This is a genomic window from Frankia sp. CcI156, from assembly GCF_001983015.1.
Taxonomy (GTDB): Bacteria; Actinomycetota; Actinomycetes; order Frankiales; family Frankiaceae; genus Frankia; species Frankia casuarinae.
The window spans coordinates 1-14,749 of the sequence record NZ_MOMD01000031.1; the positions used below are offsets into that span (position 1 = coordinate 1).

Here is a 14,749-nt window from a genome sequence, read left to right on the forward strand (position 1 = left end):
CATCTCCACCGGATAACCCGTCTGTTCCCCGATCACCCCCACCACCGCGGCCGACACCGCGGCCCGGTCCAGCACCACCCGACTCGCGGCAGCCATGTCCGGCGCGTCGTCAGACGCGACCCCCGGCCGCGGCGGCACGAAGCCCGGCACGTCGTCAGACACGACCCCCGGCCGCGGCGGCACGAAGCCCGGCACGTCGTCGGACACGACCCCCGGCCGCGGCCGCACAAGGTCCGCCGGCCGCCCCTCGGGGAGCTGGCCGGGCCGGGCCAGGCCGGTCGGGTCGATGCCCAGGTAGCCCAGTACGACGTCACGTTGCGCCGCGACCAGTTCCCGGGTGGTCCGCAGAAACTCCAGCACCACGGCGTCCACCGGTCCGTCACCTCCAAGTTCGGCCAGTCCGGCGGGCCCCGCCGCAGGGTCGTCGGTCGTCTCGCTGTGGTCGGTCACGCCGGCGCGGTCGAACGGGGGAGCCGGCGCCACGGTGTCCTCGACGAACCCGCGCACGCCGACGATCTCGGGCACGGATGCGGCCCCGGGCACGGAGGCGACCCCGGGTGACGTCGTCCGCACCGTCAGCCGGGTCGGCGGCCGCAGCCCACCAGGAAGGAACCGGCCGTCGGGCGTGCGMACATAGGCCCCGTCGATGAGCCAGCCGGGACGGCGCGGCAGGTCCGTCGCGCTGACCACCCGGGCGTCGCGGCCGGTGAACAGCGCGGAGGGGTCGAGCTCGACACCGACGGCGGCGAGCTCGGCGAGGGCCAGCAGCAACCGGCGCAGCCCCGGCTCGCCGGCGACGTCGGTGGCCACCACCCGGTGCGGTCGACCGGCCAGAATTCTGCCGACGAGTTGCGCCAAGACGCGGCCGGGCCCGGCCTCGACGAAGGTCCGCACCCCCGCGGCGTACATCGCCTCGATCTGCTCGACGAACCTGACCGGCGCCGCCACCTGACCGGCGAGCGTCGCCCGCACCTCGTCCGGGCTGCCGGGGTAGGGCCCGGCGGTCGTGTTGGACCAGACCGGCAGGGTCGGCGCCTCGACCTCGACCTCATCGAGCCGGGCGGCCAGCGCCGTCGCCGCTTCCGTCACCACCGGGCTGTGGAAGGCGCACGCGACCGGGATCGGCTTGGCGCTGATGCCGGCCCGGCCGAGAGCCGCCACGGCGGCGGCAACGGCGTCCGTCGGCCCGGAGATCACGCTCTGCCGCGGGGCGTTGTGGTTGGCCACGACGACCCGGCCCGGTCCGGCCTCCCCACCCGTAACGGCCCCGTCGAGCGCGGCGCGGACCTGCTCGACCGACGCGGAGACCGCCGCCATCGTGCCCGGGTCGTCGCCAGCGGCTGCCAGGATCGCCGCGGCACGGGCCTCGCTCAGGCCGATGAGGTCCCGCCGGTCCAGCGCCCCGGCGGCGCACAGCGCGACCAGTTCGCCGTAGGAGTGCCCGGCGACGTGGTCCGGGCGCACCCCGAGGCTGGTCAGCAGGTCGTGGACGGCAAGCCCGGCGAGCCCCAGCGTCGGCTGGGCCGCACGGGTGTCGGTGATCGCGGCCGCCTGGGCGGCCTTCTGCTCCCGGGAGAAGGCCGCCGGCGGGAACATCGTGTCCGCCCACCGGGGGGCGAGGTCCAGCACGGACCGCAGCCGTGGGAAGGCGATGAACAGGTCGGCGAGCATGCCGGGCCGCTGACTGCCCTGACCGGGGAAGAGGAACGCGGTGGCACCCGGATCCGCGTCCTGGTCCCGGACGAACAGACCCGCCCGAGGGTTCGACGTGAACGTGCGCGCCTGGTCGATGGCGGTGGGCAGCGCGTCGAGGTCGTCGGCGACGAACGCGAGCTGGACCGGGCCGCCGCGTTCCGCGCAGACGGTGGAGGCGAGGTCACGCAGGCGGAACGGCCGTCCGGCCGCGTCGTTCGCGACGATCAGCTCGGCCAGCCGGTCCAGCGCCCGGGTGGCCGCCGCCCGGTCGGTGCCGCGGACGACGAACAACTCCGCGGGCCAGCTGTCGAGGCCGTGGGCGGGCTCGGGCCCGCCGTCATAGGCGGACAGCACGACGTGGAAGTTGGTGCCGCCGAATCCGAAGGCCGACACGCCGGCGTGGCGCCGCTCGGCCGGGGCAACCCACGGCTTGGCGACGTCGTCAAAGTAGAACGGGCTGCTCTCGGCGTCCCAATAGGCGTTCGGCGTGTCGATGTGCAGGGTCGGCGGCCGTACCCCGGTCTCGACGGCCTTGGYCATTTTGATCAGACCGGCCAGGCCCGCCGCACACTTCGTGTGCCCGATCTGCGACTTCACCGAACCCACCGCGCACTGGCCCGGCGTCGCACCGTGGTTGGTGAAGACCTCGGTGAGGGTGGCGAGCTCGGTGCGGTCCCCCACGACCGTTCCGGTCGCGTGCGCCTCCAGCAGACCGATCTCGCTGGGCGAGATCCCCGCCCGCCCGTAGGCCCGTTCCAGGGAGAGCACCTGGCCGGCCTTGCGCGGCGCGGTCAGCCCCAGGGCCCGCCCGTCGGAGGAACCGGCGACGGCCCGGATGACGGCGTGGATCCGGTCGCCGTCCCGTTCGGCGTCCGCGAGCCGCTTGAGCACGACGACGGCCACCCCCTCACCGAGGCTGGTGCCGTCGGCGCCCGCGTCGARGCTGCGGCACCGACCGCCCGGAGACAGCGCATGGACGGAGGAGAACAGCAGAAAGTCGTGGGCGCCCGCGTGGGTGTCCACGCCGCCGCACAGCACCATGTCCGAGGTGCCCGCGACGAGCTCCTTGCAGGCGGCGTCGAGGGCGGCGAGCGACGACGCGCAGGCCGCGTCCACGGTGAAGTTCACCCCGCCGAGGTCCAGCCGGTTGGCGACCCGGCCAGCGATGACGTTCGCGAGCATGCCCGGAAACGAGTCCTCGTCCAGCTCCGGCAGGAACTCCTCCAGCTCGGCCGGCAGGTCCCCGAGCAGCGCCGGCCACAGGGAGCGGAAGCTGTAGGCACCGGAGAGATCCGTCCCGGCCTCCGTGCCGAAGACCACCGACGTGCGGGAGCGGTCGAACGCCCGACTCTCGCCGGCGGTCTTCTGGCCCACGTCCTTCTGGCCCGCGTCGTACCCGGCGCCGCGCAGCGCGCGGGCGGCGACCTCCAGCGCGAGGAGCTGGCTGGTCTCGATACTGCGCAGCGACTTCGGCGGGATACCGTAGGCCAGCGCGTCGAACGGCACCTGCGGGAGGAAACCGCCCCATCTCGACGGCGTCCTGCGGCCAGCGTCCCTGAGCACCGCGTCCGGGTGGTAGTAGACCTCGGCATCCCAGCGATCGGCCGGGACCTCGCGGATGGCGTCGTTGCCGGCGACGATGTTCGCCCAGAAGCTGGCCAGGTCCGGGGCGTCCGGGAAGATCGCGGACATCCCGACGATCGCGATGTCGAGCGGCCGGGCGGCCGGGCGGCCGGGCGCCGCGCTCCTGTCGGCGGGCCGCGGCTCGGCGGAGCGCAGCTCGGCGGAGCGGGCGGCGAGCCCGGCCGTGGCCTGCGCGGTGACCTCGTCATGCAGCTCGGCGATGCTCGTCCGCCGCGAACGCAGGGCGGCGACCTGTCCGATCATGTACATGCCGTCCCGGGCCTGGGTCGCGGGATCGACCGTGACGACCTCGCTGCCCTCACGGCGCAGGCCCTTGCTCGCGACCCGCAGCCGGCCGAGGTTGAGCGCCTCGAGCTCCTCCCACATCTGCTGGCGGGAGTTGCCGGCGGCGATCAGCTCACGGCGACGGCCCAGAAAGGTGTGGACGTACGCGGACTCCACGCACCGGGTGGYATGACCGGGAGAGGTCTCGAGCAGCACGRTGCGCTCGCAGTCGAGAGCGGCCTGCTGGAAACCCGGCAGGATCGCCCCGGACGCGACGGCCTCGGCGGTGAACAGGTACGCGGTGCYCATCAGCACGCCGACGCTCGCGCCCCGCTCGGCGAGCGGCCCGGCCGCCGCGGCGACCATCGCAGCGGAACGGGCGTCATGCACGCCCCCGGCGAACAGCAGATGCAGGCCCGCGAAGAAGTCCGGACCGGCCTGATCGGTCGTGCCGAACTCCAGCAGGCCGGCGATCTGCGCCTCCCACAGCGGGAAGCTCGCCCGCGGCCCGACGTGCCCGCCGCATTCACGCCCCTCGAAGAYGAACTTGCGCGCGCCGTCGGCCAGGAAACGGTTCAGCAGCCCCGGGGACGGGACATGCAGGAACGTGTCGATGCCGGCGGCCTCCAGCGGGGCCGCCTGTGCCGGGCGACCTCCGGCGACGATCGCGCAGGCAGGACGCACGTCATGCACGGCGGCGAGTTGGGCGGCCCGCAGCGGCGCCGGGGCGAACCCGAGGACCCCGACCCCCCAGGGCGCGTCCCCGAGCAGGTCCGCGGTCTCCTCCAGCAGGGCGCGGCTGTCCTCGCCGCTCATCAGCGCCAGGGCGAGGAAAGGCAGCCCGCCCTCGTCGGCGACGGCATGAGCGAACGCCGCCCGGTCGCTGACCCGCGTCATCGGTCCCTGCGCGACCGGGTGGCGCAGGCCGCGGGCAGCGGCGAAGGGCGCACCGGGGGCGAGGGGACGGGTACGGGCGGCGGCAGCGATGCCCTCGCGGATGCCCTGACGCACGGCCCGTACGACACCGCCCGCGGTCACGTGGCGGTCGGCGAGATCGGCGGCGAACGCTCCGTCCTGGCCGACCGGGAGAAACTGGTTACGCAGATCACGCGCACCCAGCCGGAACGGGATCGCCGTGGCAGCGCCGGCMATGGCGGCGCCCGTCATGGCGGCGACGGGCAGATCGGGGCGGGTGTACACCCGGTAGCCGGCGAGGAGGGTGGTCTCGCTGCCGTCCATCGCGCGGATCGCCGCCGCGACCTGTGCCGGCAGCTCCATCTCACGCACCAGGGCGAGCTGGGAGTCCAGGACCACACCGGCCGCGCCGCCGGCCACCGCGGCCGCCGCGGTGGCCGGACCGATCCCGCCAGCGGCAAACACGGGCAGCGGCGCGCCCTCGGTGGTGACGAACGCCTGCGCGAGCAGATGTTGCAGGAGGGTGAAGGTGGTGAGGTCGCCCACAGGCCCCCCGGACTCGTTGCCTCGCGCGATCAGTCCCTCGACCCCCGCCGCCACCGCGTCGCGCGCCTGCGCAACCGAGGTGACCTCCGCCCAGACCCGGCGCCGCGCCTCTCCACGCGGCCCGCTCGTCCGCCACCGGCTCGTCAGCGCGCCGATGTCCCAGCGGCTCCCCGGGCCCGGCCCGGCATCCGCCCACGCGACGGGGCCGGATCGGGGATCCGGACCGGATCGGGCGACGAGTACGACGGTCCCGACGCTCGCGGGCAGCTCGTCGGGATCGAGGGGGCAGCCGGGGGCAGCCCGCACCCCGAACCGGCCCGGCGCCCACCGCGCGGCGTCCCGCAGCGCATCACGCGCCGGTCCGGCCAGCAGCCCGAGATCCAGCACCCCGAGCCCTCCGGCCCGCTGCACCGCGGCGACCAGGGACGCGGACGGTTCGGCGAACGGCGTGATCACCACGACCAGCTCGCGGGCGTCGAGCGGATCGCGGTCGGCGGGATTGGCCGGCGAGGCCACGGGTGACGCGCTGGGTGCAGTGGTCATCGGCTGGTCCTCCCGACCGGTCCCCGCCTGAGGCAGGGCGCTGAGGGGGCAGAGGCTGAGGGAGCTGTGCTGGTCCGCATGGGCGGGCAATCGCTGGTCCGGATGGGCGGGTAATCGCTGGTCCGCGTGGGCGGGCACCTCAAGGGCAGGCGGGCAGCCGGYAGACCCGTGGCCGGCAGCGCGTCCGCTGCCGCACGATCGTCGCGGCGGCRCATCGAGGCCATGGAACTCACCCACCGAACCAGCATGATCGACTTGTTTCGGACGACAGGACCGCCCGCACCATCCAGACCTCCTGGTCAGTGCCGTCGGGACGGCAGACATCCGGGAAGCCGCATCCGCCCTGAGTATGCGAAAAACGAACCAACCCCCAACAGGCTGTCGCGGAACTGGTGTCCCCCGGTCCCACGGCGGCCGCATCCGATTAGCCGACACGGGATTGCCAACGTGCGCGGAATACTAGCCGGCTCGGYTGGGATCATTGCGCGGTGCCGGACCACAGCGGTGATCGTGGGCCCATCGGACCACTGGCGCGGTCGCCGTGACCAGGTTCGGACGACATCCAGTCGCCGGCTCGCCCACCGCCGGACATCGATGACGATGTCGCGGATCGGGATTACACAGAGCCCGCAGGGGTGTGCACCGGGCGACGTCATCAATCGCTGCGGCCATCGATGGAGGTTACGAATGAGTATCACGCAGRTCGCTATCCCGGTCGCCGGTCGCGGCGGTTTCTCTTCAGAATCGATCATCTAATGCGGCGATGAACAGATGTGGCTACTTTCCGGCAACACACGCCCGCACGCGCAGGGCCTGGAGAAATCGGATGCGAGGACGACGCCCCGGGAGGTATGGAACCACGGGCGGACACCGTCCTGAAAATCGATCGTGGTCGCCGCCGGCCGGGTCAGGCGCTGACGGACGGAGACTGACTCCTTCAGACCCCATGCGGACCAGAAGGGACATCGGCCAACCTAGTCACAGCGCGCCGTCGATCGCAAGCTTATCCGATCAACTTTCCGGCAACGACCTCAATAGGGATGCCAATGGCAACATTTCAGCCACAATAAGCGACAGTCGTCGCGGGGCGTGCAGGACATGACCCTCGGGACCGGTCAGGCGAGGCCAGATCGATTACCACGGACCGGCTTTGTCACCCGGGTGGGATCATCGGCACGCGGCCGTCGGCACCGGGAACGGACACGCAGGGTGTCCGTTCCCGCCACTGCTCGATCATCGGGACCGGCCTCTCGCCTCATCCCTTCGCGCCGAAATGCCGGCGGCCCCGATGGAGAGGTCGATCATGATCGCCGTCATCGGAGGATCAGGTGCCGGCGACCGCGTCCCGCGCGGTGGCGCACCGGGGTTCGCGGCTCGAATCTGAGGTCGTAGATCATCGGCACCGCCGCGGATCCCACGGATCCCACCGATCGAACATCCACGGCAGCGGCCTCATGACCTTATGACRTCACAGTTTCAGGGCCGCGGGTTGCCGGGGGCCGCGAACGCGCTCGTCTCCCGCTGCCACGCGATCGCCAGCTGGGTCCGGTTCGTGCACCCMGTCGCCACGAGCGCATGGGTGAGATGGTGCTTGACCGTGTCGATGCTGATGCACAGCGCCTCGGCGACCTGGCGGTTGGAACGGCCTTCGGCGACGAGACGGACGACGTCGCGCTCGCGCGCCGACAGCTTGCCCGCGACCGACGGGCCCGGGTCCGCCCGGATGTAGAAACGCAGGAGATTACCGAGATGCCGCCCGAGAACTGCCCCGACGGCGCGGTCCCGCGGTCCGAACGCGCCCGGCCGAGAATCCAGCAGGGACACCACGGCGCCCACGTTCGACGGACCGAACAGGCGGATGAGCAGCTTCGCGTGGATGCCGTGTGCCCGCAGAAACCGCTCCAGGCGCATCCGCACCTCCGGGCGTTCCGGGACGCCGAGATCGTCAAGGGTGGCGAGCCCCCGCTCGCGGACCGAACGCAGGCTGTCCGGATTGCTGAGGGCCTCCAGCTCCCGGTAACGCTCCAGGTAGGGGCCCGCGAGTCGAAGCGCCAGCCCGCGACCGGTGGGCCGGGCGTCCTGGAAGGCGGTCTCGAGCGAGGAGCCCAGGAAGAAGGCGGAATGCCGGTAACCGAGATGCCGGGCCATGCCGTCCAGGGCGAGCTCGCGGAAGGATGCCAGCGACGACGCCCGCTCGCAGTCCTCCACCACGCGCAGGATGCCGCGCAGCTCGGCCGCGCCGAGAGCCAGGTCCCGCGGCATCGGCGCGGTACGCGCCACCGGAGCGGACCGGACGGGCGGGCCACCGGCCGGGACCGCGCGGCCGGTGGCGCTCGGCACGTCGCCGCGGCCCATCGGCGAGCCGCCCATCGGCACGCCGCTCCCCGGCGGGCCGGAGCGCTGGTGCAGCGGTCGCCCCGCACCGGCGCCGGTGGCGGCGGAATGCCGGGTGGCCGGCGAGCGGTGCGGCGGGGTCAGCGGTGCGGGTGAGCTCGCGGAGACACGCCTCGCGACCCGGCCCGCCGCAGCGGCCTCGGCGGATGTGTCGACGGTCACGCCAATTCGCGGCCGATGTAGTGCGTCCTCACCGATAACATCATGCGGGCGGGAAACTCGGTCGGTCACACGTGCCTCCGGGGGGGGTCAGAACTCAGAACCGACGCCAGGCCTCGTCCGCTAGGGACGATGCCGCCAGGTTGATTTCCGGCGAAGTTGGACAGGTTCGGCAAGCGTAGGGCCCACCTCCCTCGCTACGCCAGCAGTCGCCCACGCCCCCCCGATCACACTCACCCCGCATCTTCGGCTCAGCCGGGGAAAACGCGACCTTAACGCACGTAAACGTTTGGGATGACGGCGTCCGGCGGCCCCCCGGCAGTGGCTCGAGGTGATTTTTCCCTCCCGCTGGCACCGCCCGTCGGGGCTACCTCACAAGTACGAGATTGGCTCCCCCGGCCTCGATCGCGGCCGCGAAAGAAGYCGGAAAACGTCCTCCGGCGCGGGTGAGCCCTGGATCCCGACCGACATCGACAGCATGAACATTGGTCACGCAGGGTATCCACGGCGGCAGTGCACGGTTTCGCCAGCGGTCCGCRGCCCGCCCCGGAGGGGTGGAGTTCTCCGCTCCCCGCACGGACCACCCATCCMATGGTGCCGCTCCACGACGACGACACATCGAGCGCGGACACCATCGAGCGCGGCCGGGGCGCGATGTGGCCATGCACCGATCATCGACCGGCCGAAGCCACAGGTCGAAGCCACAGCAGGAGACCAAAGCCACGGTAGGAGAGAGGCGGAGGTACGAAGGCGATGACCTTGGGGCGGTCGGTCTTCCTGGTCGTGGTGGGTGCCATCCTGCGCTACGCGCTCACCTGGCACACCACCGGAGTGGATCTCCAGGTTCTGGGTCTGATCCTGATGATCACGGGGATCGTGACATCGATGATCTGCCTGCTCCRCGCCTTCCTGCCGGCACCGGCACGGGCCACCGCACGTACCCGCGGAGCGGGGCRGACACCGATCGGGCCTGGTCCCGGCCCGATCGGGCGGCGCATCGAACGAACGGCGGCGTTCGGCACATACCGGTACGGCCCACCGCAGCCCGGGTCCAACAGGATCCAGAGGGATGCCGGCTACCTCGATGCCGGTCACACGGGCCCCGGTCACACGGAGAGCGACCGCACCGATGCCGGCTATGCGGACGCAGTGGACGACGGACCCGGCTCGGGGGGAGGGTACCCACCCCCGTGCYCGCCGCGATTCACTGAATCACCGTCATCCTGATCGCGGCGCCCCGACCACCGGACCGTTGACCTCCCACCTAAAATTTATTTTTACGATAAACGGTATGACTATTTACAATAGACGCAATTCGCGCGCGCGATGTACAGCGTCGCGACGCCGTGGCACGTCGAGCTTGCGGTAGATGCTCTTCAGGTGCGTCTTCACCGTGTTCACGGAGACGAAGAGCTCGGCGGCGATCTCGGTGGTCGTCAACATCGTCGGCAGATAGCTGAGGACCGCGAGTTCCCGGTCGCTGAGCCGGCCACCCGCACCGGGTCCCCGCCCGTCCCTGGAACCGGGTGAGCGCTCACGCGCCCCCGGCTGCCCTAGGGAGATCGGACTTGTTCCCGTCCCAAGGCCGTAGCCCGCCGGACCGGAGGGGCCGGAGGGGCCGGAGGGGCCGGAGGGGCCGCGCGGGACGTCGGCCCCCTGCCTGTCACGGTCAGGCGGCGCCGAGCGCGCCGCGGGGGTCATGAGGGCCGGACGTGCCATTCGCCCGCTCATGACGGATCGACGTGGGGTGGCCGGYCACGCGGGCGCGGGCACCGCCACCTCTCCGCTCGGCATCCCCCCGCTCGGCGTCCCCCCGTTCGGCACCTCCAGGCCGGCCGCCCCCAGAGGCGGCACCCCCAGAGGCGGCACCCCCGCCCCGGATACGGCCATGACCGGTCCGCCGTCGGTCGGCGTCCGCGGGTTCACCGCGGCGGCGGACTCCGTCGTGGCCATGGCCCGCAAAGTCGACACGAAGAACGGATGTGCGGCGGAGAGGCCGGGATGGGCATCCAAGATCGCCAACGGTTCGCCGCCGAATTCGAGGAACGGGCCAGCGAGTCCCTCGTCCTCGGCGAGCGCGAGGGCACGCGCCAGCAGGTCGGTGGCCCGCGCATGGTCATCACGCCGCGCGGCCGCCACCGCTGCCACCACACATGCCGACACCACCGAACCGCCTCCGCCACCGTCCGCCCGCAGCAGAGCCGCCACCGCGTGCTCCGCTCCCTCTAGATCAGCGCACGCGAGGTTCGCCCGGGCCGCCGCGAGCGCGAGAGCATGGTCCGGCCGGCGGGTGTCGGCCAGCTGGCCCAGCAGCTGCCGGGCAGCCTGGGCGTTCCCGACGGCGATCAGCAGGTCGGTCTCGGCGGCGCGCCACAGCGACAGACACAGCGGCGGTCCGGCCGGCCGTCCTCGCGACGCCAGGAGACGGCGGGCAGCCCGCACATCGTCCGCCTCCCCACGCCGGCATCGCGCCCTCGCCTCCAGCACGACGATCAGATCGAGCAGGTAGGGAGGATGCGCCGGGGTGAAGGCCATCCGCGCGAGGTCGAGATGGTGCGTGACACGCACGTCGTCGACCCGGGCTGCCGCCACCATCGCATGGGCGAGATGCGCCTCGACCAGGCCTGCCGGCATGTCGGTCCGACCATCCGAGGATGCGGGGACGGCCGTGGGATCGACCGGGCTGGCAGTGATCACAGCGGCGGTGGCGACCGCCGCTGCCGCGCTGGACTCGGCCTGCCGCAACCGACCCCGTAGCACGTAGGCGAGAGCCATCGCCCCGGACGCCGATGCCTCGACCGTCCGCAGACCGGTATCCCGGGCCGCCGTCATCGCCTCCCGCAACGCCTCCAGCGCCAGGTCGGGACGGCCGAGCCAGAGCTCCGCCCGCCCGCGCGCACACCAGGCCACGGCTGCCGCGATCCTGTCGGAACCATCCACGCCCCCATCCACGCCACCACCGGTCGATCGCGCGACGATCCCGGCCGGGCGGTCCGGCGGGGCCCCACCGACGACGGAGCCGGGGCGGGCCACGTCTCCCCCGACGTGATCACGTCGAACACCGCCCGGCTCCCGTCCGGGACCTTCGGCGCCCCCGACGGGGCCGGCGGGCAGGAACCGGGGATCTCCCGGCGGCCGCATGTCGGCGGGCGGTCGTGGCCGGCCCTTCCCCGCAGCCTCCGCCCGCCCCGTCACACCGGCAACCACCGGACCAACCGGCTGCGGCACGGCGCCCGGCCTGCCCGGGGACCGTAGCAACCGGCGGGTGATGCTCAGCATCTCCTCGCACGCCCCGGCGAGCTCCGCCCGGCGCAGGTCGACGAGATCGGCCCGGACCGCGAGCGCGCGACGACGGGACACGACCGCCGCGGCGATGCTCCCCCGGGCCACCTGCAGGTATCTGGTGGCCGCCCCCACCTGTCCCCGGCCCAGCCGGCCCACGGCGGYGACCAGTGCGCACTCCGGCGACCACGAGGCCGGGGAGTCCGGCATCCCCGTCATGATCGGGCTGAACCCCGCGACGCCGCCATGCAGGGCGTCCACCATCTCGGTCCCATCGACGAGCAGGCAGGCCGCGTACCACCAATCCCCGGCATGCGCGGCGTGATGTACCGCGTCCGTCGTCCGACGGTGCGCGGCGAACCAGATCGCGGCTCGCAAGTGGAGCTCAGCGGTGTCCTCGTCGCCGTCCGCGRCCAACGCGGAACGCAGCACCGCGGCAAGCAGCCGGTGAAAGCGGAACCATCCGCCGTCGTGGTCGAGCTCGACCACGAAGCCGTCGGCATGCGCGAGTGCCGCCAGAACTTCCTTCCCGCTCACCCGTGCGCCCACCGTGGGTGCCGGCGCGGCACGCGAGCCGGTAGCCGCCGCCAGGACGCCCGCGTCCATCCGCTCGGCCGCGACGGCGTCCGCCAGCGGCCCGGTCATGCGCTCCAGGACACTGGTCCGCAGGAGGAAGCGGCGTACCGGCGACGGCTTACCGGCTAGCACCTCGGCCCGCAGGAAATCGGCGATCGCGGGATGGCCGGCCACGGCGCCGGAGAAACCAGCCGTGTCACCGAGGCCACCGGACGGGGATGCGACGGCCGCTTCCCACCGCCCATCCGCCCCCGGCAGTGGTCGTCGTTCCCGTGCGGCGAGCGCCCCGGCCGCCAGCCGCAGCCCGGCCGCCCAGCCCTCGGTGACGTGCACGAGACCGCTCACCGTCGCGGGCGACGCCGTGATCTCCTGCCGGCCCGTGATCTCCTGCCGGCCCAGGAGCGCGGCGGCCTCCGCCCGGGTGAAGGCGAGATCTGCCGGACCGATCTCGGTGATCCACCCGGCGGCCCGCAGCCGGTGCAGCGCCACGGGCACCATCCGGCCCATCAGAATGATCCGGGCCCGATCCGCGGCCCCGTCGATCAGCAGTTCGAGGCCGTCGAGGTCCGAACGCCGGGTGATCAGATGCACGTCGTCGAGGATCAGTATGAAGGACGTCGGGAGGTCGGCGAGGATGTTGGCGAGCCGTCGGTAACGCCGATCATAAAGATCGTCGGCCGCGGGACCGTACCGGCTCCCAAAGCCCTCACCGGCCGGGAGCAGACCGTGTCGTCCCAGCCCGTGCAGCAGCTGCGGCCACAGTGGGAGGCCCGGCCCCCCGCCACGCGGGCCGGGGACGACCGCCGGATCGACCCGCACCCACACGATCGGCGTCTCCCCCCGCCGGGCCGCGGCCCAGGCCGCGACCAGCACCGTCTTGCCCGAGCCGGCCGGAGCCCGCACCACCGTGAGGGGCAGGACGGTGGCGGCGTCGAGTGCGTCGAGCAGCCGTGGTCGATCGACATGACCCGGCGGGGCCGGCGGGGGGACGAACCGGTTCAGGAGCAGCGGCAGGCTTTCGGGACCGTCCGCGGGATCCTCCTCCCCGGGACGGGGAGCGGCATCCTCCGGGCGGAGGGGCCGTCGACCCTCAAATGCGGCGGGACGGGACCGGACGGAACCGGACATCGGTGACTGTTCGTCGAGCATCCGCACCACCCCCAGCGACAAACTCGCGCTAGGTAGTGGTACGCCTACTCAGACGACCGGGCAACCGGGCAACCGGTCCGCACCGCCCGCCGTCGAGGGACACCCCGCCCCGGGACCCGGCCCTCAGGCCGCGCAGTCCGAACAGACGACGTGACGGACGTCTGCGAGCTGGCTGCGGTGCTGCACCAGGAAGCATCGAGTGCAGGTGAACTCGTCGGCCTGCCGGGGAAGTACCCGCAGCGACAGTTCCTCGTCGCGCACCTCCGCATCCGGAAGGTCCAGCTCGGCCTCGAGGGCGTCCATGTCGTCCCCCAGGTCCGCCGCCGCACCGGCGCGCTGCGCCTTGAGCGTCTCCAGGCTCTGTTCCTGGAGCTCGTCCTCCTCGACATCCGTGCTTCGCCGAGCGTCGAAGTCACGAGCCATGCGTCTCCTTCCTTTCCCTGCCGTCGTTCACCCAATGGGTATGCCAACCCATCGGTCTTGGKTTCGACCGAGCGTGAGGAGCCATGAAACACTGCACCTCAGGACATCGGCTGGTTACAGTACGCAGTGACCCCAAAGATTGAGGTGACGCGATGCCCTGTGTCCGCATTTCCGGGTGCCTCCACCACATCCAAGGGTCCCGGCCGGAACGCGGATCTCCAGAGCCGAGCGAAGGATACGGGGCGGAACCGCGTCAGGCCAGGCAGCGCCTGGCTGGCGCGGTGTCACTCCCGCCACAGCCATGATCAAACATCACGACTCCGGTGGACCGCCCGCATCTCGATCGATGCGGCACCGTACACCACCTGGACGCCGCGCCGTCATCGGATGGTCGGAAAGGGCCACGCAAGCCTGGGGGCCGACCGGCCGGATCTAGAGATACAGACCCGTCAGGCCGTCGTCCAACCGCTCCGCCGCGACGGCGTGCACGTCCCGCTCCCGCAGCAGAACGTAGGTGGTCGAGTGCAGCTCCACCTCGGCCCGGTCCTCGGGGTCGAACAACACCCGATCGCCAACCTGGATGGTCCGCACGGCCGTCCCCACCGCGACGACGTCCGCCCAGGACAGGCGCTTCCCCATATGCGCGGTCGGGGGGATGACGATGCCCGCCTTCGACCGCCGGTCCACGGAATCCTCACGCGGCTCGACCAGCACGCGGTCGTGCAGGAGCCTGATTGGCAGCGCGCCGGACTGCATGACACCCGATTGCGTGCCCACCCCAGCCGCGCCGACCCCGTTGACACCGCCGGACACAACGTTCACAGGGTCGGACACTACCCGCCTTCCAATCACCGGTGACACCCCAGGCGGCATTTCACGACCGCCCGATCGACCGACCACGTCCGCCGGCCGAGACTTTCCACGCCTCCCGGCCGGCATCCACGCACCCCACACCTCCTCACCGGAGGGGCCAGCCCGGCCGTCCTGATTCCCCGCCAACGTTCCGCCCGGGAATGCCCTCGGGTGACGGGACGCGACGAAGAACGCGATACCCCCACTTCGCCTTATCGGAGCAGAGCCAGCCGAACCTCCCCGGATGGGGAATGGTCTCCCAACGCGGTATAAGCTGCCGCCCATCGCCGCCCGGGCTGGCGCTGAC

Annotated in this window: 5 protein-coding genes; all 5 read right to left on the bottom strand. The window is 72.3% G+C overall.

Annotated features, from left to right (window positions below; genetic code table 11):
- The coding region (locus tag CcI156_RS12785; RefSeq protein ID WP_076805909.1) for a type I polyketide synthase at positions 1–5,607 on the bottom strand (5,607 nt) is incomplete at its 3' end.
- 1,476 nt (positions 5,608–7,083) lie between these two features.
- Positions 7,084–8,163 carry a LuxR C-terminal-related transcriptional regulator gene (locus tag CcI156_RS12790; RefSeq protein WP_235462948.1) on the bottom strand — a complete coding sequence of 360 codons (1,080 nt, stop codon included), beginning with the start codon at positions 8,161–8,163 and terminating at the stop codon, positions 7,084–7,086.
- Positions 8,164–9,459: 1,296 nt separating this feature from the next.
- On the bottom strand, positions 9,460–13,146 hold the full coding sequence (locus CcI156_RS26205) for a LuxR C-terminal-related transcriptional regulator (RefSeq protein ID WP_254847402.1): 3,687 nt from the start codon (positions 13,144–13,146) through the stop codon (positions 9,460–9,462).
- Positions 13,147–13,290: 144 nt separating this feature from the next.
- Positions 13,291–13,590, bottom strand: coding sequence for a DUF4193 family protein (locus tag CcI156_RS12805; RefSeq protein WP_011435374.1), 300 nt, complete (start codon positions 13,588–13,590; stop codon positions 13,291–13,293).
- Positions 13,591–14,022: 432 nt separating this feature from the next.
- Positions 14,023–14,412, bottom strand: coding sequence for a co-chaperone GroES (locus CcI156_RS12810; protein ID WP_035908101.1), 390 nt, complete (start codon positions 14,410–14,412; stop codon positions 14,023–14,025).
- Positions 14,413–14,749: the final 337 nt, after the last annotated feature.